Here is an 18617-nt window from a genome sequence, read left to right as displayed (position 1 = left end):
CCTTTGAATGGGTTCATGTGCAGCTCCATCAGCAAAAGGGGATGATAAGTTTATCACCACCGACTATTTGCAACAGTGCCGGCATCACTACATTACGGTGATGATTTCCGGCTGTACTCAGTCAACTAAAGCTCGAAGCTGTATAACCATCTGACCTGCAATTCGTTGATGATAAAGGGTTAGACCCCGTGAGGCCTATCTGGCTATTGTACAGGATATACGTATCCGCTTAACGAACAAGAACCTCACGCGCGTCTTTCATCAGGGCCCGAATCGATGACGATTCATCATGGCCGTTTATAGTACCGCAGTCTCTCCCCTTTATTTTTACTGAAGAGCAGACAGAAACCATAAATACCGGCTTTGACATGCCGGGGAAGTCCTTATAGTACAATAATTTTCGATATCCAAACTGACCCCAAGTAAGGACGGTCGCGCCTGTGGTGGTTTTATCTCCGTGGAGCGCCTGGCCCCGGCCATAATTGTTAGTTCGATACCCCATGAGTCACGCCTCCGGGTATTGCCAGAAAGTCGGGGGCTTCAGCCATACCTTTGCGCGATAACAGCACTAATCTGTCCTGCGGGGTCGAGACAATTTCATCCCCGTTATCCAGTACGCTGCCCACCAGCGCGAGCCCTTTCTCGAAGTGTGTAGCTTTCTGGCCAGCGCTTGAAACAATCCGTGCAGATGAACCATCGGTATAAGTGACTGCATCACCCTCCACTGCGATTTTGACCATTTGACCGTTGCCTAGATCCATAACCCTGGCGCTATCAACAGCGGTTACGACACCACCTCGCGCAGTCAGGCTTCCCTCGACCGCAACACGCCAGATTGCTGTTACCGGGTGTTGGCGATCCCTTTCAGCGTTCTGCTCAATAATTTGTCGAGCATCCACATCCATTGCGGCCAGATCAGCGTCAGAGAAAGGGGATTTGTCAAAGTCGGCCAGCATTTGTTGAGTTGCTTCATTTGTAAACTGCTTCATCGTTATTACTCCTTATAAAATGTACGGATAAATTCCGAATTGTATACGAAGTAAGCACGAGTAAATTCTGAAAATGAACTGAGGAATCATATGGTTGCAATTTGTTATGTGCAGTTACCCACTTCTGGACAAGTGATAAGAAAAACCTGAAGAGTGATAGCGGAAAATAACTTTCGGAAAAGGAGGTGCGAAAATTCCTGGCTCCTGTCTATAATACTGTATGGATATACAGCACCACGAAGAGCAGAGCATTATGAAACTTATCCCAGTGACACAACAATCACCAGGCCAATTCCCGTTGTTCGTTGAGCCTGTCAGCGCAGGTTTCCCTTCAGTCGCTTCCGATTATGTTGATGAATTTATTGATCTAAATACTCACCTCATCAAACATCCATCTGCAACCTACTTCTTACGAGTAACAGGTTCATCGATGGTAGAGGCACGTATTCACGAAGGCGATCTGGTCATCGTGGATAGCTCACTTGAGGCGAAAGAGGGGGATATTGTGATTGCGACCGTTGATGGTGATTTCACCATTAAGCGGTTGCAGCTAAGCCCGGCTCCCGCGCTACTGCCAATGAATAGCCGGATGTCACCGATCTATCTGAAAGAAGGCGAAGAACTGGCCATTTTTGGCGTGGTGACCTTCATCGTGTACAAGGCCTTGTGATGTTCTGCCTGGTGGATTGCAACTCATTTTACGCCTCCTGCGAGAGAGTCTTTCGGCCCGATCTGGTGAACAAGCCAATTGTATGCCTTTCGAACAATGATGGCATGGTCGTGGCACGTTCAGCGGAAGCTAAAAAATTAGGTATCCAGAATGGTGACGTGTACTTCCAGAAGAAAGCATTCTTTGAAGCTAACGGTGTACATGTTTTCAGTTCTAACTATGCCTTGTACGCGGAGATCTCCCGTAGGGTGTGTGAGACATTATTTAAATTCTCCAGTAATACTGAGGTCTACAGTATTGATGAAGTTTTCCTTTCGTTTGAAGGAATGCAGAAAAATTATAATTTTGATGACTATGGAAGAGAAATAAAGAAAACCGTATTAAAGAGCACCCATATACCCGTGGGGGTGGGCATATCGACAACTAAAACTTTGGCAAAACTAGCAAATAAAGCTGCAAAAACATGGACTAAAACAGGCGGAGTGGTTGATCTCAGCAGTCCAGAAAGACAACGTAAATTATTGCCATATATTGACGTAAGCGATGTCTGGGGGGTGGGCCGGAGATATGCCACCAGACTGAACAGCATGGGCATCAGGACTGCTCTCGATCTGGCCAATGCGCCAACATCGCTTATCCGTAACACATTTGGAGTCGTACTGGAGCGAACGCAGCGCGAATTGAATGGCGAGTCCTGCATAGCCCTGGAAGAGGTGAGGAAGGTTAAGCAGCAGATCATCAGCTCGCGTTCATTCGGCCAGAAAATAGAGCACTACGAAGCAATGCACCAGGCGGTGTGTGAGTATGCCGAACGTGCAGGCGAGAAGCTGCGCGAAGAGAAGCAATACTGTCGCTGCATAACGGTTTTTATTGGCACAAGTTACTATTCGAAAACGGCCCCTTACAGTGGCCAGCAGACAGTCAAGCTGGAAAACCCCACCGCCGATACCCGGGAAATCATTGCGGCTGCGGTCGCAGGGCTCCGGCATATCTGGCAGGAGGGATACCGATACCATAAAGCCGGAGTGATGCTATCTGACTTTTATGATAGCGCCACCAGCCAGCTCGATTTGTTTGGTGAGAACCGACTCTTTGCCAATGGTGAAGCGTTGATGGGCGTGATGGATAGAATTAACCGGTCAGGTCGGGGGAAATTATGGTTTGCGGGCCAGGGCATCGACAAAGACTGGACGATGCGGCGGGAGTTATTGTCACCATCCTATCTCACTAACATTAATGAAATCCCTCGCGTCAGGATTGGCTAATCAGCAGTGAAAACTTCATTCGTCATCGATAAAATTCGTCTGTAAACAAAACGAACTTGATATACTCGGTTTCGCTTGTTATGAGTATGTATGTACATACAGTCCTCCGTGCAGCGGAGGGAGTTTAGAGCCCTTTTTCGGGGATAGAAATGAATATCTCAACAACTTTCCAGACGCTGGAGAGCGAGATCACACAACTTCGTGGAGTGCTGGGTTCCCGGCTTCCGCTCAAGGCGAGTGTCTGCGTCCTGCCAGCCGTTGCTGATGGCGAAGAAGATATGGCCATCGAACACATCATGCCTGAGCTGAAACAGGGACACGATGCTGTCCATGCTGCCTGCGCGGCATACGCTGACCTGCATATCAGGGATGGCTATTCGCAGAAGTCCGCTCGGCGCACTACCGGCGTATTATGGTACGACAATACAGATGCGGAATTCTCTCAGCTGGTTACCCGTTTGGTGACATCCATCAACCAGCATAAAGAGAGCATTCAACGCCACATCATCGAAAACTACGGTGGTGATCGCCGACCGGAATACATGCGCTTCAACGCGCTGCATAGCGCCTGCCCTGGTGTCATGACCCTGCATCTCTATCGGCAGCTGCGTATGTTTGATAATGCTAACGTCAATCTGGTCAGTTTCGGCTGGAGGCAAAAGACGCTTTTTAGCAGGGTTAACAAAATCGAGTTGCTCCAGAAGATGGGCAAGGACATCGAGGAAGATGAAGATAAATCAGTCAGACTCAACTCGTTGATTAAGGCTATTGCGCGTGTACCGGAAGAAAAGCTTCGCTTACGCCGTCCGGTTAAAGTGCATCCAGCTGCAAACATCGCGATGGCTGATCCTGAACACCCCGACCAGATACTGCGTCTTTCTGCCGCTTCATCTATGCCGTTCATTATCATTCAGGATGAGCACGTGAAAATTCGGCCATTGCCAGAGTTCGTGGCCAATGAAGTAAAGCCGAGGAGTAACCGCCTCAAGACAGATGTGATCGGTATATTCCACGGCGAAAGTATCGAAATGATTCTCTGACCACACCGGCCAAAGGACTGGCCGTATTCCCCCCTCATAATTTCGTCACTCGCCGTCCATGCCATACCCTGAAACTAATATTGAAAATTCATTATGTTCAGCAAGGAATGTGGCGTGAAATACTTTGAATGTGCGCTCAGGTTCAGAATCGCCCCAGGTGACGTGTATGGGATCCACCAGCAACTGGATAAGGTAGTCCAGGAACGTTCTGGGTCGCGACTCCCATACACCTTCTACTCTCGCAAACAAAGTGCCTCCGACACCCAGGTTGTTCTGAGAACGGCTGTTGCACTCGGGCTCCCTGGCGAAGTCATGAAGGAAATCATGTTTGTGTCTGGCCAGAAAATTCGAATCTGCGGCTCGCTGGCCACTATTCGACGCGAGGAAGCTGGAGGCCGGAAAAGAGAGATTTGTCCACCTGCCCATGAACTCCCGGATTATATCCACTATCACCTGGAACGGGCCGGAGTGATCTGTGGACGGTTACGTATCGTTCGAAGCACCAAGTTCCATATTATTAAGCCCGGGAGCGTTGGCCGTACATCCCACAAGATCATTGTACCGATGAGCCAGTACGATGCTGAATGCGTGATTGAAGATGTCGGCGCACTTGAACAGGCATACGCTTTCGGGATCGGCAGAAAGCGGATATTCGGCTTTGGCTATATGAACAGCATCGAAGTGCTTTCCTGAACAGGCCATTAAGCATAGTTATTATCTGAATTTCAAACCGACTCGCAAACTTACGGCATTAACACTTCTGATACACCCTTTAAATGCTGTAAACTGTTGTAGCCCTTACTAAATCGTAAGAGTGGGGATTTGCAGCCCCGACTAATGACACGCCGTTCATGTACTTGAACGGTTCGCACTCGCTCGCCTGTTTTTTGTCAATGGTGGGTCGGGGCGTGGGAGCCTTACGGCTCGCCAGTCGTCATTAGCTGGTACTGCAAACCATGTTCCGATTCACCACCAAAGGAAATGGAGATGGAAAAACAGGACTGGCATAAGGCAGACATCATAGCTGCGCTACATAAGAAAGGTTTGTCACTTGCCTCACTGAGTAGGGCTAACGGTCTTTCAAGCAGCACTCTGGCAAATGCACTGACACGTGACTGGCCTAGAGGCGAGATCATCATCGCTAATGCAATTGGTGAAGAACCTCAAGAAATATGGCCAACCCGATATTTTGATAAGGCAGGAATGCCGATCAAGAGAATCATAAGAAAACCGGTTTAAATGAAAAAGGCTGGCATTTTTGCTGGCCTTATATACCTCCTGGCTCTGCTACTGAAACCACTAACACCGATCAAATGGTCATCAGCGAAATACCCCGTTCATTTCTATTGACCTCTTTACCTCCATGTAATCAAATTGATGGAATAATAACGGTTACGAGAGACAAACTGATGACGGTGTTATCTGCCCCTGAAATGCGCTTTGGAACCAAACAGGATGTTCCCTTTATCATAGCGGTGATTCGCGACGGTATGCGGGATGGGTATTTTAACTTTGATGATGATGACGGACTGTCTCAGTTCGAAAGTCAGATCTCAGAAGCCATTGCCAGGCGGGAACGGGGAGAGAATTGCGCCGATTTCTTGTTTGTCTTTGATGCTCAACATAATGGCGCAGCGATAGGTTTTGCCCTACTGACGGGCAAAAATGGTGCAAATGGACTTGCTTCACATCTGGAAATCAGGATGTTTGGTGTTACCAGGAGTCAAAGACAAAAAGGATTTGGGCGCTCCATGTTGCAAAGTATTCTGGATGCTACTCCCGGCCATAAAGTGGAGGCATCCTGTCTTCCTGCATCAGTTGTCATGGCCAGGATGCTGACTAATGCGGGTTTTCACGTCAAAGAGATAAGCCCGTTTGGAAAGCGTACTTTCAGACGCTAATGTAAAATTCAGATAAAAAAACCGGCTGACGAATTCAGTCGGTTTAGTAATCCTGCAAAAGGATGCTGGACAGCGACGGACGACTTCAGAGCTGTGGCAATGGCCCCTGGTTATCTTCAGTCGCAGCCTGGTCTTTATCCGGGGTGGCCGTTGCAGTCCGCGAGGCATCAAATGAGAGCGTTGGGTCGCTGAGAGTCAGGATGCCAGTGTCTTCAACTTCTCGCGTTGTCAGCGTAAGCTCAGATTTACTGTCATCACACTTATTCGTTTTCTCCGCCAGTGCCTTGCACCAGATATAACGACCTCTCTGGGCATCAGAGACTGAAGGCTCTCCATATTTCTCGATCGCCGACTTCAGTAAGAGATCAGGGTTGCTGAATGAAAAGCGGATTTTGTAAGCCACCGGCTCAATGGGGTCAACTGCCGTATCGGGGATAAAATAGACCACCGTCTCCTGGTGAGCATCTCCCCAGAAAATACTATTCAATGAGTTGTTACTGTAGCGCTTTTGAATTTCTTCACCAGCAGACTGGCCAAGTTTGTCAGTGATAGCAGTGATCGCTTCAGAAGCTGTCATCCGCAGGCTTACCGGCCCTATAGAAAAAGACATAACATCAAAGCTATTCAGGGGGGTAATGGTGCTTTCTGGAGCGGTAGATGAATCGGGTACGTCATCACTGTACAGACTGTCATCCCCCGGAGAAGGCGTTACAGGTGCTGAATTTTGGATGTCAGGTGTGTAGCTGGGATCGGGAGCGTATAGGCCCATTGTATCATTCTGTACAGCAGAATATACCGAAGCGGTCGGCAGGACGGTAAGGAGCGCAAGGGCGCAGTATCCAAGGTATCTGGTCATATTCACCTCGTCAGTAGCAGTTGTCCTACTGTAACAGCGCGAGGTTTGAGAACATCATGGAAATGGGGTCAAAGCGGGGCGAAAAACAAGCCTGATTCACATGGCTTACGTAGCAGCATGGAGATCTCCTGAAGTCGGAGAAAATGAGTCAGATAACGCGAATATCGAAAATGGAACGAAGTACTTAATTACCTAACAGGAGGTACATGTTAACCTGACGAACATTGCTTACTGCCTATTTGTAGATTCAGGCTACAGGGAGAATCCAAGTGCCAAACTGCATACCCCTTAATCCGGTATTACCTAAAAACTTCGACGATACACCTAATGAAAAGCGCTCAAAGTCTCAGCTTGATGCCTGGTGGGATCATCCATATGGCATTACTTGCCCGGACGGGAAAATCACTGTTCGATGCCTGAATGGAGGAGCTTGGGATCGTTCGACAGTGCTGGGAGTAGCGGACAATTACGAAGAAGCCTGCGAGCTCGCAGAGCGCGAGCAATCAGCATGGGTCAAACGCCGTGCGGAGCCAATATTCTACTATAGCGGTGAAGCTCCATTCAGAGCGATAAGGGATGCACAACGTCCTGATCAGGAGCAGACCTTTGTCGCGTCTTTTGACACGCAAGATGAGCTAATCAGCTGGCTTAATAGTCAGAAAACCAGTTAATACCAAGTCTGGAAGTCTGCTTCTCAACAAACTTCCACATTTGATTATCAAGCTCCCCATAATTTGGGTTCAGTATAAACATTCCATTACGTTCTATTCCCCTCATTACATTCATCTATCCGTAAATTTCGTTAGCCAGCACATCGGGGTGATACTGATGTCAGGTAAACAAAACGGATGCAAAAATGCAGACATGTTCGGAAGTCCTGGCGGTTGAAATATTCAATCAAGTTGGACGTGAGGCAGCTATTGCTCAATATAACTTAATTTGTGAAATAGCCCAGCGACGTTACGAAGACAGCCTGGCCAAATATGGTTCCGTGCCAGCTGGTTTCACCGCGCTCAATTTCCTCCATCCGGCAGAACTTCAGGAGCGTTACATCCTGGGGTTGGGAATTCAGCTTTGTATCGATGAGCAGCATGAAGCCAGGGAACGGGTTTTAGCTCGCTGCCTGGCAAGAAAAAGGGCCGCATAAACAGGTGATAAAACAACTCAGCTATAGCTGAACACGCACTAATTGGCTATGTTAACAAAACGAACAAGGTGGCGATTATGTACAGTGAATCTATCGATCGTGCTATCAGTATCCTCAAGGACGCGGGCGAAAAAATCGGTATGGAACTGGGTAGTAATGTGACATCTCAGGAATCAGAACTGCTTGAGGATGCGCTGGTGGGCCTGACTAAAGTTAAAGGGCAACTCTGCGGTAATCACTCCTTAACTGATGTAAAAGCGGACGTCGTGCCTTTTAGTCTCAGTTCGACGAAGAACGTCGATAGCCCGCATTAATTAACAACCACCAACTGGACGGAAGGGATATGACTGAAGACAACGCCGGTAGTGTTTCTGGAAAAGCACAGAACGCCCCAAAAGCAAATGCCCACCTGGACAGGCTCTTTGATTTCATTGTGACAGAAATCAAAGAGCAGGGTGCAGCACCGTCTTACGAGCAGATCTGTTCTTCTCTGGGGTATTCAAAAGGGCTCGTTTCCCGGCGTATCCGGCAGTTGCATGACCAGGGACGAATCATTATCGATGGTGAAAGAAAGTCTATGACGCTGCGCGTAGCGAAAGGACAAGGTCATGATGACATTGCCGAACTCCCGGACATGACCAGTGACAGGAAAGCAATCATCACGTATGTCAAAAAATACATGAACAGAAATGGTGGCCGTGGGCCATCAGTTCACGCAATAGGGAAAGCGCTCGGCTTCTCGAATAACAAGGCGCGTAGACATGTGGACTATCTCGACGAAGTAGAGAGGGTACGTTACAGCCCTCATCTTAATGAAGTAATCGTTATCAATCAGGGTGATTACGTTAAAATTACCCAGGACAACGATGAACCACCGAGCCCGGCAGAAGGTTAGCCATGATTCGCATATGGAGAGAAGTTGTAAACGTAAAGGTTCAGGACGGGAGCCGTAACGGACGAATCTGGTTTCTTGAACTTTCGTGTGGCCATCATGCTGTCAGACGTATACCTCGATTACGTCTGCATAATCTGACGCAATTCGAACGACTTGAGCCACCAGCTAAATGTCACTGTGTATTGTGTGAAATAGATGCTATTGCAGGACAAAAATAGCAATAAACACAACATAAAAGCCCTCAATTTGTCCCCATTGTTTTTAGCCTGACAGCATTGGTACTGATAGCCTAATCATATTTAAACGCATAACCCTATGGTGGACATATGAAAAAAGCTGTTTTTGGCCTTTTAGCACTATTGCCCTTCATAACCAGCGCAGAATCGATCGATCCGAACGATTTCTATGCTCAGCAGCCTTCTCAAAACTACCAACAACCTGCTGCCAGCGAGCAACAGGACGATGCTGACAATTCCAGTGACCAGACAGCTGCGATCGTATTGAACCTGGAAAGTTACAAACCGCTGGGGAATTTTGTAGTCCCCCAGGGAGTAGAACGCCCATTCATTGGTCTTATTAACAGCAAAATTTTCATACTGTCTGAGCAACCAGATAAACGCTTGGCTGGCCTATGGATAGGTCGTAGTCAGGATGGTCGTGAAGCACTTTGTGGTTACCTGAACAACAGTATGCAGGTCAGAAAATGTTATTACATCTTATATCGTGAGTAAAAAATGGGGCCGTAGCCCCATTTATTTTAATGTTTGAATGAGGGTATAAAGGGTATTACTGGATTTGTTCCTAGCGAAGCTAATTCGTTAGGCGCAAGATAACGTCGCAGTTCAGTAATCAATATATCAACTGATTTATCCCAGCCATCTCTCACAATGTTTAGAATGTGCCGAGCTGGATAATGTGTTAGAAAAGGATGGTTGGGGCCAAATTTATTAAGGTGTTCAATAGTACCTATTGCATCGAGATAATCTGTAACAAGATGGTGTTCTGACTCAAAAATAGCGACAAATTTATAACCATCAGCAGCGTTTACCCACTGGCAAGTACAGTCATTAAGCTGAAATTGATTAGAACGTTTTTCCCCCTTGGGTTTAGGATTGACTCCAATACCAAAAGACAAATACAAACCTTTCCTTCCCCAGAAGGCCGGTCTCTTCAAGTCCTGACCATTGTTTCCTTCGACCTCTCCAAGAATGCCAAACAAAGTAGCTGATTCTTGGTTAGGATTCGTTCTCATACGGAAAAGAATGCATAGATCTGCAAACTTTAAGCTATTATAAACTGAATTATAAAAGACATTCTCATGGCCAAGTAGATAAGGATTATGCTCTACCGCAAAATTAGTGCCACTTCTAAAGTCACGGCAGCTAATGAATACACCAAACTGGCTCATATTAGCGAGGATATCGACATTGCGATAATCAGACAAATTAATAAGTATAGTATTTAAGACTTCTCTACCTTCATAACTCATCAGATAGTGGCAGAGCAAATTTTGTAGACCGAAGTTTCTGAACTGATCTTTAATTAAAGAAAAATATCCTTCACCAGCTAATGAAACTAGGTTTCTCATTGTTGGTGTATGTTTCCCCATGAGAGGGGAATTAAAACGTACCTTCATCCGGTTATTATCATAAAGGGTTTCAATAATTGAGCAAAAGTGCATCGCCCAATACGCGTTGTTATCACCAATTAAACCGGGTTTCACTACAGTAGTTTTAGAAAAATCCATTCTGTCTCCAAAGCAGTAATCAGTCACTCATAACACGATATTTGCAGTGAAAGTTATATCTGTAAGCAAATTTCGTCAGCTGTTAGCGTCGTATTAGGCTTAGTAAAAAGCCGGAGGTAGATATGCCTAAAGACGATGTTGCAACAATCATAATCCAGAATGGGTTGACGCATAAAGTAAATGTGATCTGCAAATTCAGCGCACAAATCGACAATCAAATGTTCTCATTCATCATCCATCGCACATTAAGCGTATGTCGATATGCGCTTGTCTGTAAGGCAACAGGCCAAAGAATTGCAGTTCTTGATACCAGTCGAGTAAAGGCACTTGGTATGGAAGCAGCAGGTAAACTAGCGCTATCAGATCTGGCCTCATCATTAGGCGAGACTAGACTTGCTGCGATTCTGACAAATTCACTTCAGAGCAGGAGCGCGGCAAGTGAGTGATTTAATCGACGATAACTTTATTATTCCTGCACTGAGTAGCATAGCAGGCATCACCACGCCACTATCAGGACAAACGTACAGGAACGCTCCAGATATCGACATATCTTGCTATGACGTGATAATCATTTGCCTTAGCGGCGGAAAAGACTCCATAGCCTGCCTTCTCCACTTAATTGACATCGGGGTCGATCTGTCCAGGGTGGAACTCTGGCATCACGATGTTGATGGCCGCGAGGGAAGTACTTTAATGGACTGGCCATTTATGGCCGACTACAACCGCAAAATAGCTTCAACATTTCAGATACCGTTGATGTTCTCCTGGCTTCAGGGAGGAATGGAAGGTGAGATGCTGAAAGAGAATGGCTACAGTCGCCCGCAATGTATCGAAACCCCAGATGGATTAATAATCGCGGAACGTGATATCCAGCGAAGCACTCCCGCCACGCGACTTCGGTTCCCTCAGCAATCACCAAGCCTTAAAACACGTTGGTGCTCATCAGCACTAAAAATTGATGTTGGTCGGCGAGCACTCACAAATCAGAGACGCTTTGACGGAAAAAAGGTGCTTTTTATTACGGGGGAAAGGAGAGCGGAAAGCTCTAATAGATTCAATTACTTACAACTGGAGCCACATACCAGCAGTTGCAAAAAAAGACAAGTTGATGCCTGGAGGCCAGTACTTGAATGGTCTGAAGAACAAGTCTGGGAGATTTTAGCAAAACATCGTGTTACAGCCCCAGTACCGTATCGTCTTGGATGGGGTCGCAGTTCATGCTTAACGTGTATATACAACAGTGCTCGCATATGGGCAACCATCAAACATTATTTCCCCGAGCGTATTCACGCAATGGCCAACTATGAAAACCGCTTTGGGGTCACTATCAGTCGTAAACGAATAAATGTTCTGGATCTAAGCCAGAATATTTCTCCTATTAATATCACGGATGAGGAAGCGCTGCTGCAAGCGGTAAATCCGGTCTATACATTGCCCGTCATTAACATGTCAAAAGAATGGGTGCTACCTGGTGGGGCGTACAACCGGGAGAAATGCGGGTCAGACTAATTAGCCATCAGCGATTTATAGCTGAGATTTCGTCACCTGAATATTACGTGGAAAATAGATATCAAATAGCAACATTGATACAGGCTTAACCGCCTCTGAAGGAAATATTATGACGATGGTAACGGCCAGAAATTGTACTGAAACACGGTTCAACCAGTTATGGGATGCTCTGCATGAAAAAAGCAGTGCGGAAAACGAATCCTTGTTTCAGCAAGAATTGCATCGCTGCCGCAGTAAACGTCAGCGAAGTAAACTGGCCGGGCGATTCGCCGGTGCCTGGCAAACCTTATTCGATGCCTTCTGTGAAGGTCGGGTCTTCTGCTCACTTCTGGACTCGGTTATCCACCAGGAGAGTATCAGCGAATGGCAGGTTGAAGAGTTAATCTCATTCACTTCTGCCCAGATGTCGACTCTATACAAAGGGTAGAGGTAGATATGGGACAAAGAAAATGTGCAGCAGCGTTCCTGCTCGCTGAAGAAATGTACCAGATACCAGCGACCAAATCGGTGATACTTGCCCGGGACCTGGAAGAAAGAGGGTTGTATCTCCGCGCTGCCAGGCAATGGGGAGAGGTCATGTTTGAACATACCCAGTGTACTGAGTACATTGTTGAACAACGGGAACGTTGCATTCGGTTATCCAATTCTCGCCATGAAGACCGTATCAGACAGCATGAGCAGGCAAGTGATCTTCAATATATTCACAAGCATATTAATGATGTATACACACGGATGGGACTAAAAGACGATGGTGTCTTTAATACCGCCTGATTTGTCGACCTTTTCCGTTCATTAAAAAATGAAACTGAGGAGAATGAGCGCACTCTTGACTGATTTTGACGGAGGATTACGTAAGTGGTTAAACAAAGTTTATTTGACCTTATAGGAGCTACCACGGGCCCAGAGCGAGATATGTTGATCGTAAGCCTTCAGTCTCTACATCGTGAACGAGTAAGCTCATACAATGCATTGTGTACAGCCTGCTCAATCTCTGGAGATAAAGTCCCGCCAATGTCTTTATTCGGCATAGACGAGGTTACTGATGCACTACGCCGGTTAGGTGCATTACCGATCAGATAGTTCTTCAAGTAGTCAGGGTGAACAGGTTTGAATTGATACAAACGGCCTATGCTGAAGAGGAACAGAGATAACTGATGAAAACAAACGAAAACCTGCTGAACAGCATTGGAAAAAGTATTCGAATGTGGCGAGATAACTGCTTCCCTCCATTTCAGCGAGCGTATGGAACATGGTTATTGGTTCTGGTTTCGGTTAATGCCGGGATATGGTTTTACATAACCTCTGACTGGTCTGTACAGTTCGTCGGCAATATAGCAGGGCTCTTGGTTTTCCCAATGCTGGGTCGAAAGGTTTTTACAAAACGCGCCAGATCTTGGCAAGAAGAACTGGATATTAAGCTGGCAAAATACAAACCGCATAACATAGCTGCATGGAGGGAGTTGCAGGCTTATGCCTTGGAATCCAATACGCTATCTTCACAAATTGTTGAACGGTGGTATTTCAAAGAGCGGGAATTTATCAAGACGGCCCAAAAAGGGAAGCCGGGTAGTTCTGAACTCAAATTTCTCAAGAATAATACTGGATCAAAGCCTTAAGGAATCTGAGAGCCGGTGCGTAATGCAGAACCCACAGCCGAAGGGTTTTGGGAGTTAAACTGATACAGCTTTTACCGTGAGGTGGGATTTATGTCGAATGTCTTGCAGAAAGAAAACATCATCATGTCTCTGCCTCATCGTGACTGGAGTTGTGAAGTCATCGAGTGCCGATTAAAAGTGTGCCCCGTACCTGACGAACTCGACAGGGGGAATAACATCTTTTTCATCGTGGAAGACCTTTACCAGCTACGCGAGAACAGTGAATCACTTAACGTGCTTGGACAAATTCTGGCGAAACGTTTCCCACACATACCACCAAAAAGAATGCACCTTGTGCTGCACCGACGTGATGTGCAGAAAGCTCATGGAGTAGCCATCCACCTCTACCGCTTCATGCGTAGCGAGAAAGAAAATAACCGTAGTATTTTCATTGGTCGTAACCCTACTGAAGTTTCCCAGAAGACGGCATACGCCTCGATGTGCATTTTCTGACCACCAGCTGTTGAATCGTCACAATAGCCGACATAGTCGGCTATTTTTTTACGCTAAGAAAAACCATTTATGCCCACAAATTGCGGTTGAAAAAGCTATTTATTTTTGGGTGCAAAACGTCCTCATTCTCACTGTAACAATAAATTTCAACATGTGATTATAGTGAGAGTCGAAGCTGAAACATGAATGGTGGCTACATATGCATGATCTCCAGAATTCGTTAACTAGCAAAAATACCAACATTATCCGTGCTGAATTTGAAAATATGCTTTCTGCGCGTGGAACATCTATCGTGCGTTTTGATACCAACGCAGGGGCGAACAGCGGCGAGTATATAGGAAAAGGAATTCAACGTGAGTGGGTTGGGTATTTGCTAAACCATACGAGTTCTGGCCATACGGTCAAGGCATTTGAACCGGTGTATTCTATTCCTTTAAAAATCAGGCCAGACCTTCAATCCAGAAATATTGCAGACCACCAGACTAAAGTAAAAAAGTTATTTGAAAGTTATGATGAAGCGTATCTTACAGCCGCTATAGACTCAGAAGAGTATTGCAAGCCATTCTGGGTTTATCAGAATGCAGATGACGGTCATTACTCGATCAGTACTCGCGGTTTCAAAAATGCAAATGCACCTGCAAGCATTCCGAGCGATAATCGCATTGATATCGCTCAGATGAAAATGGGATATCCCATGCTCGATTATTGCCATAACATTATACCGTCCTCAGTCGTGCGATTAGGATTTAATGGGCGAGTGTTTACGCAAGGTAAGTATTATTACACCAATGAAGAGGTTTTCAGTTGGTTGTCCCGGAACCCGGATAGCGCAGTTTTCATTACGTTCCCAAAAGTTAACCAGACTGATAGATCTGAATTGATGTCAATTATGAAACGAGAATTCCTGAATTCGTGGGGTTTATTCTCATATTATCGCTGGCTGGGACGCAGCACCGCATTACTGGCATTGAGCCCGGTCAGTTCTAATGCTTCTGTTAAGTTAAGAAGTAGCAATGCACACTTCTTCAAAAATGCAATGCTGGCTGTTAACACGATCATTCCTAAAGGTAACGGAATTTCGTAATCGGAATAGTTACCGTTAGAGTGATTTAAAGATCGATTCATTCTGGAAATTGAACGAAGAAAATTTAATGGGAGTAACTATGACTGCACTACGCCGTATCTCAACAGAACCAAGCTGGACTCCAGTTGGCATCCGGGGCGAAGGGTTACCGACTAAAGCAGGTGTATACCGTTTTATTGTTCCCCGGGAAGCCGATAGCTCAGAACATATTGAGTTTCTGGCGTTAGTGCGCTGGCGTAAACACGGTGTTCATCAACTGTTATTTCCCACCTTTGAATACATCGTATGCGACGAGAATATCGTGCTCCCAGAAGGCACATGCTGGCGTGAACGCGAACCGTGGGATCCAGATACGCTGGGGGAAACCGAGTTCATCATCGTTCCTGAAATGAGCGCGGGTGCTCAACGCTGTCCGTTCTGCAAAGAAGTTCCGCGCATCGTTGGTGATAAATACAACTTTGAGTATAAGGAAAACTACATCACGAAAATGCCTCACCGGTTTAACCGCCTGTGGTTCAGCTGCTGTAAATGGGTTGCTCCTGTGCCCACTTCTGGGATTCAGTCACTGATTACGGCCTGGAACAAAATGCTCGGGTCATCCCGGTAGGAGTAATGATGAAATGTGCGTACCTACGAAAGTTTCTGATCATTGCTTTCATAACCGGCATTAGCGGATGCCAGAGTCTCGGAATAGGGTTAAGCCTGGATGAGCGCTACCAGAAGGCTTATCAGAAAGTACTGGCTGACCCTAATGACGATAACATTAAGACTTTCATGAAACTCAGCCAGGAAAAAGGCGAAAGAGACATGCAAGAGGCAAATTCGAAAGCCGCAGCCGACACTCGTGAAAGCGATAAGGGGTTTACTGAGTATTTTAAATCATATGGCAACGATGGATTTAAGCGGGCCAGACAATAAGAAAGAGGTCATATGTCATTACAGCAATCGCATGAAAATCTGGAGTTCCTGAAGGGGGCGGTCTGGTGCGCCGCAAAACTCGTTCAGGAAATTGGCGATTCAAAAGGTGCAGCTATTCTTATCACAAACTTGCCGGTTGGAATTTTCCCTCAATGTAGCGAAAGGGATTTATTTGTTCTGAGGCAATATGTCAGGAAAGATCTGCCACTTGGTATTGATGCCGAATATAGCGATATCAGGCCGGTCTTAATTGATTATCTGGGAGAGCCAGTAGACCTTCCTGAGTGTGAACTGGATAATTATGAACCGGCTCCTGGTGAAATGCTCCGCTGGGGAGTAACTGGAGATCTCAGTTCCGGGACACGATGTGTGCTGGTGGATAATCTTGCTTATCTCGCTGAAGCAATTGGTATCAGCAACGCACTAAGGCAACAGGCCGCAGAGTCAATCCAGCGCACCCTGTGATTAGTGAGTCGCCCCGAATTTCGTAAGCAGCATAAATGCCCTTAATCTTTATCCTACATATTTCAGGTTGTTGGGGTTTACCATGTACAAAGACCATTTTCCACAAGCGTGTCCTTCATCGATAAAAGAGGGCCAGTCATGCTGGCGGGTATTTATTGATATGGACGTAGACAACCCGTCGAAAATAAAAACCAGCGTCGAATTAATAGAAGTTGGCGTAAAAACAATTCGAATGAAAAAGAATGCGGCAGAAGGCAGTGAAAAAACTGTTTTTCTTGTGGATAAAATCCCTGGAATCACATTTATCAAAATTCGGCCTAGCGACAAAAAGCCAAGCGTCTGGAATACAAGCATCAGCAGTTTCTATAAACATGACGTGGAAATCGGGAAAACATTCCCCGTTGGTATCAGAACGACTAAAAGCGCTGCGTTTCGTACAGCAACAAAAAAAGTTGAACAGAGTATGCAAGAATACACTGATACTATAGCTAAGCTTGAAAACGACTATGTTAAGAATGAGACGGAGATTGCTGAGTACAAAAATGAACTCGCTGCTTACCAAACAATACTCCAAACCCTAAAACGTATGGCAAAAAGGCATCTCAAGCAATAATACATTTCGTCTCTTTTCAGGTAAACAAAATGGAAACACAATGTATTTTCATTGCAGGTTTCAAAAATTGTTTCACTCTGGGCCATACATGTTTAGTATGGGGACATAACAAAGAGAACGCTGGCGAGTACGCTGGCATAAAGATCACCTTTCCCGGCCTGGCCGGGATTTTTTTTGTCTGATGTGCCGTCCTTCTCACCACAAACTTAATATCCTGACTATTTTTATGGATGTGCAGTGCAATTATTTAACGAATTACCATTCGTCACCAGACCGGACAGGCTGATAATAATGTCATCCGATACAGAGCTGGGGAGGGTGTATGACTAATCGTGGCTATAGCAAAGTAATTAGGCTTTGTTGAATAAATCAGATTTCGGGTAAGTCTCCCCCGTAGCGGGTTGTGTTTTCAGGCAATACGCACGCTTTCAGGCATACCTGCTTTCGTCATTTTGTTCAGCGCTCGTACCAGGGCCATAGCCTCCGCAACCTGACCATCGTAGTCACGCAGCGTCAGTGAACCCCCGAACAGCTGTTTTACCCGGTACATCGCCGTTTCCGCTATCGAGCGACGGTTGTAATCTGTTGTCCATTTCCACCGCGCATTACTCCCGGTCATTCGCTGATTAGCCACTGCACGGTTACGGTCTGCATATTCACCGGGCCAGTAACCCGCACCTTTTCGGGGAGGGATAAGCGCGCTGATTTTCTTACGCCGCAGTTCATCGTGACATAGCCGGGTATCGTAAGCGCCATCGGCGGCGGCTGACCTGATTTTCCGGTGGGTTTGCCGGATTAACCCGGGGAAGGCCTCTGAGTCCGTAACGTTGTTCAGCGACAGGTCAGCGCAGATGATTTCATGTGTTTTACTGTCAACGGCGAGATGCAGCTTACGCCAGATACGGCGGCGTTCCTGGCCATGCTTTTTGACTTTCCACTCGCCTTCACCGAAGACCTTCAGCCCGGTGGAATCAATTACCAGGTGTGCGATTTCACCCCGGGTGGGCGTTTTGAAACTGACATTAACCGACTTTGCCCGCCTGCTGACACAGCTGTAATCCGGGCAGCGTAGCGGAACGTTCATCAGAGAAAAAATGGAATCAATAAAGCCCTGCGCAGCCCGCAGGGTCAGCCTGAATACGCGTTTAATGACCAGCACAGTAGTGATGGCAAGGTCAGAATAGCGCTGAGGTCTGCCTCGTGAAGAAGGTGTTGCTGACTCATACCAGGCCTGAATAGCTTCATCATCCAGCCAGAAAGTTATGGAGCCACGGTTGATGAGGGCTTTATTGTAGGTGGGCCAGTTGGTGATTTTGAACTTTTGCTTTGCCACGGAACGGTCTGCGTTGTCGGGAAGATACGTGATCTGATCCTTCAACTCAGCAAAAGTTCGATTTATTCAACAAAGCC

The 18617-nt window shown here is 46.4% G+C and carries 26 protein-coding genes; 22 read left to right on the top strand and 4 right to left on the bottom strand.

What is annotated here, in order from left to right; translation table 11 throughout:
- Positions 1 to 485 precede the first annotated feature (485 nt).
- A complete protein-coding gene (locus tag OGY19_RS16725; RefSeq protein WP_007372141.1) occupies positions 486 to 989 on the bottom strand; it encodes a hypothetical protein in 504 nt (167 codons plus the stop codon).
- 253 nt (positions 990 to 1242) lie between these two features.
- Here OGY19_RS16725 and umuD point away from each other — a divergent pair, with 253 nt between their 5' ends.
- From umuD to OGY19_RS16695, 6 genes are all read left to right on the top strand, one after another.
- The gene (gene umuD / locus OGY19_RS16720) at positions 1243 to 1659 is read left to right on the top strand and encodes a translesion error-prone DNA polymerase V autoproteolytic subunit (protein ID WP_008786793.1); all 417 of its coding nucleotides are present in this window, start codon (positions 1243 to 1245) and stop codon (positions 1657 to 1659) included.
- Positions 1659 to 2924, top strand: a complete 1266-nt coding sequence (umuC, locus tag OGY19_RS16715) for a translesion error-prone DNA polymerase V subunit UmuC (RefSeq protein ID WP_009652912.1) — start codon at positions 1659 to 1661, stop codon at positions 2922 to 2924. The genes umuD and umuC overlap by 1 nt, the downstream gene beginning before the upstream one ends.
- Positions 2925 to 3073: 149 nt before the next feature.
- A complete protein-coding gene (locus OGY19_RS16710; RefSeq protein ID WP_007372144.1) occupies positions 3074 to 3964 on the top strand; it encodes a DNA replication terminus site-binding protein in 891 nt (296 codons plus the stop codon).
- 312 nt (positions 3965 to 4276) lie between these two features.
- Positions 4277 to 4657, top strand: coding sequence for a type I-E CRISPR-associated protein Cas6/Cse3/CasE (locus tag OGY19_RS16705; protein WP_127649377.1), 381 nt, complete (start codon positions 4277 to 4279; stop codon positions 4655 to 4657).
- A 288-nt stretch (positions 4658 to 4945) separates the two neighbouring features.
- Entirely contained in the window at positions 4946 to 5203 is a 258-nt protein-coding gene (locus OGY19_RS16700) for a helix-turn-helix domain-containing protein (RefSeq protein ID WP_001333498.1), read from the top strand.
- Between the two features lie 170 nt (positions 5204 to 5373).
- A complete protein-coding gene (locus tag OGY19_RS16695; protein WP_000217395.1) occupies positions 5374 to 5865 on the top strand; it encodes a GNAT family N-acetyltransferase in 492 nt (163 codons plus the stop codon).
- An 85-nt stretch (positions 5866 to 5950) separates the two neighbouring features.
- Here OGY19_RS16695 and OGY19_RS16690 read toward each other — a convergent pair whose 3' ends face one another.
- Positions 5951 to 6634 carry a hypothetical protein gene (locus OGY19_RS16690; protein ID WP_286596843.1) on the bottom strand — a complete coding sequence of 228 codons (684 nt, stop codon included), beginning with the start codon at positions 6632 to 6634 and terminating at the stop codon, positions 5951 to 5953.
- A 356-nt stretch (positions 6635 to 6990) separates the two neighbouring features.
- Between OGY19_RS16690 and OGY19_RS16685 the strand changes: the two genes are divergently transcribed.
- The 5 genes from OGY19_RS16685 to OGY19_RS16665 all read left to right on the top strand — a co-directional run bounded on the left by OGY19_RS16685 (position 6991) and on the right by OGY19_RS16665 (position 9494).
- A complete protein-coding gene (locus OGY19_RS16685) occupies positions 6991 to 7392 on the top strand; it encodes a hypothetical protein (protein ID WP_008786797.1) in 402 nt (133 codons plus the stop codon).
- 185 nt (positions 7393 to 7577) lie between these two features.
- The gene (locus OGY19_RS16680) at positions 7578 to 7868 is read left to right on the top strand and encodes a hypothetical protein (protein WP_007372147.1); all 291 of its coding nucleotides are present in this window, start codon (positions 7578 to 7580) and stop codon (positions 7866 to 7868) included.
- Positions 7869 to 7945: 77 nt separating this feature from the next.
- Positions 7946 to 8182, top strand: a complete 237-nt coding sequence (locus OGY19_RS16675; protein ID WP_007372148.1) for a hypothetical protein — start codon at positions 7946 to 7948, stop codon at positions 8180 to 8182.
- A gap of 29 nt (positions 8183 to 8211) precedes the next feature.
- Positions 8212 to 8763, top strand: coding sequence for a LexA family transcriptional regulator (locus OGY19_RS16670; RefSeq protein WP_007372149.1), 552 nt, complete (start codon positions 8212 to 8214; stop codon positions 8761 to 8763).
- Between the two features lie 326 nt (positions 8764 to 9089).
- Positions 9090 to 9494, top strand: coding sequence for a hypothetical protein (locus OGY19_RS16665; RefSeq protein WP_008786799.1), 405 nt, complete (start codon positions 9090 to 9092; stop codon positions 9492 to 9494).
- Between the two features lie 26 nt (positions 9495 to 9520).
- On the opposite strand, the gene OGY19_RS16660 is transcribed toward OGY19_RS16665, so the two are convergent.
- On the bottom strand, positions 9521 to 10510 hold the full coding sequence (locus OGY19_RS16660; protein WP_007372150.1) for a hypothetical protein: 990 nt from the start codon (positions 10508 to 10510) through the stop codon (positions 9521 to 9523).
- Between the two features lie 122 nt (positions 10511 to 10632).
- Between OGY19_RS16660 and OGY19_RS16655 the strand changes: the two genes are divergently transcribed.
- The 11 genes from OGY19_RS16655 to OGY19_RS16605 all read left to right on the top strand — a co-directional run bounded on the left by OGY19_RS16655 (position 10633) and on the right by OGY19_RS16605 (position 17207).
- Positions 10633 to 10956, top strand: coding sequence for a hypothetical protein (locus OGY19_RS16655; RefSeq protein ID WP_020996132.1), 324 nt, complete (start codon positions 10633 to 10635; stop codon positions 10954 to 10956).
- Positions 10949 to 12019, top strand: coding sequence for a phosphoadenosine phosphosulfate reductase domain-containing protein (locus tag OGY19_RS16650; RefSeq protein ID WP_007372151.1), 1071 nt, complete (start codon positions 10949 to 10951; stop codon positions 12017 to 12019). Before OGY19_RS16655 ends, OGY19_RS16650 begins: the two co-directional genes overlap by 8 nt.
- Positions 12020 to 12128: 109 nt before the next feature.
- The gene (locus tag OGY19_RS16645; protein ID WP_020996134.1) at positions 12129 to 12446 is read left to right on the top strand and encodes a hypothetical protein; all 318 of its coding nucleotides are present in this window, start codon (positions 12129 to 12131) and stop codon (positions 12444 to 12446) included.
- An 8-nt stretch (positions 12447 to 12454) separates the two neighbouring features.
- Positions 12455 to 12790, top strand: coding sequence for a PerC family transcriptional regulator (locus OGY19_RS16640; RefSeq protein ID WP_008786801.1), 336 nt, complete (start codon positions 12455 to 12457; stop codon positions 12788 to 12790).
- A gap of 383 nt (positions 12791 to 13173) precedes the next feature.
- Positions 13174 to 13635 carry a hypothetical protein gene (locus OGY19_RS16635; protein ID WP_009653863.1) on the top strand — a complete coding sequence of 154 codons (462 nt, stop codon included), beginning with the start codon at positions 13174 to 13176 and terminating at the stop codon, positions 13633 to 13635.
- A 90-nt stretch (positions 13636 to 13725) separates the two neighbouring features.
- Positions 13726 to 14127, top strand: coding sequence for a hypothetical protein (locus OGY19_RS16630; RefSeq protein WP_020996135.1), 402 nt, complete (start codon positions 13726 to 13728; stop codon positions 14125 to 14127).
- 199 nt (positions 14128 to 14326) lie between these two features.
- Entirely contained in the window at positions 14327 to 15211 is an 885-nt protein-coding gene (locus OGY19_RS16625) for a hypothetical protein (RefSeq protein WP_007372154.1), read from the top strand.
- 79 nt (positions 15212 to 15290) lie between these two features.
- Positions 15291 to 15818 carry a hypothetical protein gene (locus OGY19_RS16620; RefSeq protein WP_007372155.1) on the top strand — a complete coding sequence of 176 codons (528 nt, stop codon included), beginning with the start codon at positions 15291 to 15293 and terminating at the stop codon, positions 15816 to 15818.
- Between the two features lie 5 nt (positions 15819 to 15823).
- A complete protein-coding gene (locus OGY19_RS16615; RefSeq protein WP_032941601.1) occupies positions 15824 to 16129 on the top strand; it encodes a hypothetical protein in 306 nt (101 codons plus the stop codon).
- Positions 16130 to 16141: 12 nt separating this feature from the next.
- On the top strand, positions 16142 to 16594 hold the full coding sequence (locus tag OGY19_RS16610; protein WP_007372157.1) for a hypothetical protein: 453 nt from the start codon (positions 16142 to 16144) through the stop codon (positions 16592 to 16594).
- A gap of 82 nt (positions 16595 to 16676) precedes the next feature.
- Positions 16677 to 17207 carry a hypothetical protein gene (locus OGY19_RS16605; RefSeq protein ID WP_007372158.1) on the top strand — a complete coding sequence of 177 codons (531 nt, stop codon included), beginning with the start codon at positions 16677 to 16679 and terminating at the stop codon, positions 17205 to 17207.
- Positions 17208 to 17616: 409 nt separating this feature from the next.
- Here OGY19_RS16605 and OGY19_RS16600 read toward each other — a convergent pair whose 3' ends face one another.
- Positions 17617 to 18585 (bottom strand): IS5-like element IS903B family transposase, encoded by a 969-nt coding sequence (locus OGY19_RS16600; RefSeq protein WP_000654812.1) that lies wholly within the window; start codon positions 18583 to 18585, stop codon positions 17617 to 17619.
- Between the last annotated feature and the right edge of the window lie 32 nt (positions 18586 to 18617).

It is taken from the genome of Citrobacter sp. Cy070, assembly GCF_030332245.1.
In the GTDB taxonomy this organism is placed as follows: Bacteria; Pseudomonadota; Gammaproteobacteria; order Enterobacterales; family Enterobacteriaceae; genus Citrobacter; species Citrobacter youngae.
Note: the sequence above shows the minus strand (reverse complement) of the source record. Positions and strands in the feature narration are given on the sequence as shown.

Excerpts from the sequence above, each read along its gene's own strand:
- OGY19_RS16725 (WP_007372141.1), bottom strand. The coding sequence starts at position 989 with ATGAAGCAGTTTACAAATGAAGCAACTCAACAAATGCTGGCCGACTTT.
- umuD (WP_008786793.1), top strand. The coding sequence starts at position 1,243 with ATGAAACTTATCCCAGTGACACAACAATCACCAGGCCAATTCCCGTTG.
- umuC (WP_009652912.1), top strand. The coding sequence starts at position 1,659 with ATGTTCTGCCTGGTGGATTGCAACTCATTTTACGCCTCCTGCGAGAGA.
- OGY19_RS16710 (WP_007372144.1), top strand. The coding sequence starts at position 3,074 with ATGAATATCTCAACAACTTTCCAGACGCTGGAGAGCGAGATCACACAA.
- OGY19_RS16705 (WP_127649377.1), top strand. The coding sequence starts at position 4,277 with ATGAAGGAAATCATGTTTGTGTCTGGCCAGAAAATTCGAATCTGCGGC.
- OGY19_RS16700 (WP_001333498.1), top strand. The coding sequence starts at position 4,946 with ATGGAGATGGAAAAACAGGACTGGCATAAGGCAGACATCATAGCTGCG.
- OGY19_RS16695 (WP_000217395.1), top strand. The coding sequence starts at position 5,374 with ATGACGGTGTTATCTGCCCCTGAAATGCGCTTTGGAACCAAACAGGAT.
- OGY19_RS16690 (WP_286596843.1), bottom strand. The coding sequence starts at position 6,634 with ATGGGCCTATACGCTCCCGATCCCAGCTACACACCTGACATCCAAAAT.
- OGY19_RS16680 (WP_007372147.1), top strand. The coding sequence starts at position 7,578 with ATGCAGACATGTTCGGAAGTCCTGGCGGTTGAAATATTCAATCAAGTT.
- OGY19_RS16675 (WP_007372148.1), top strand. The coding sequence starts at position 7,946 with ATGTACAGTGAATCTATCGATCGTGCTATCAGTATCCTCAAGGACGCG.
- OGY19_RS16670 (WP_007372149.1), top strand. The coding sequence starts at position 8,212 with ATGACTGAAGACAACGCCGGTAGTGTTTCTGGAAAAGCACAGAACGCC.
- OGY19_RS16665 (WP_008786799.1), top strand. The coding sequence starts at position 9,090 with ATGAAAAAAGCTGTTTTTGGCCTTTTAGCACTATTGCCCTTCATAACC.
- OGY19_RS16660 (WP_007372150.1), bottom strand. The coding sequence starts at position 10,510 with ATGGATTTTTCTAAAACTACTGTAGTGAAACCCGGTTTAATTGGTGAT.
- OGY19_RS16655 (WP_020996132.1), top strand. The coding sequence starts at position 10,633 with ATGCCTAAAGACGATGTTGCAACAATCATAATCCAGAATGGGTTGACG.
- OGY19_RS16645 (WP_020996134.1), top strand. The coding sequence starts at position 12,129 with ATGACGATGGTAACGGCCAGAAATTGTACTGAAACACGGTTCAACCAG.
- OGY19_RS16640 (WP_008786801.1), top strand. The coding sequence starts at position 12,455 with ATGGGACAAAGAAAATGTGCAGCAGCGTTCCTGCTCGCTGAAGAAATG.
- OGY19_RS16635 (WP_009653863.1), top strand. The coding sequence starts at position 13,174 with ATGAAAACAAACGAAAACCTGCTGAACAGCATTGGAAAAAGTATTCGA.
- OGY19_RS16630 (WP_020996135.1), top strand. The coding sequence starts at position 13,726 with ATGTCGAATGTCTTGCAGAAAGAAAACATCATCATGTCTCTGCCTCAT.
- OGY19_RS16625 (WP_007372154.1), top strand. The coding sequence starts at position 14,327 with ATGCATGATCTCCAGAATTCGTTAACTAGCAAAAATACCAACATTATC.
- OGY19_RS16620 (WP_007372155.1), top strand. The coding sequence starts at position 15,291 with ATGACTGCACTACGCCGTATCTCAACAGAACCAAGCTGGACTCCAGTT.
- OGY19_RS16615 (WP_032941601.1), top strand. The coding sequence starts at position 15,824 with ATGATGAAATGTGCGTACCTACGAAAGTTTCTGATCATTGCTTTCATA.
- OGY19_RS16610 (WP_007372157.1), top strand. The coding sequence starts at position 16,142 with ATGTCATTACAGCAATCGCATGAAAATCTGGAGTTCCTGAAGGGGGCG.
- OGY19_RS16605 (WP_007372158.1), top strand. The coding sequence starts at position 16,677 with ATGTACAAAGACCATTTTCCACAAGCGTGTCCTTCATCGATAAAAGAG.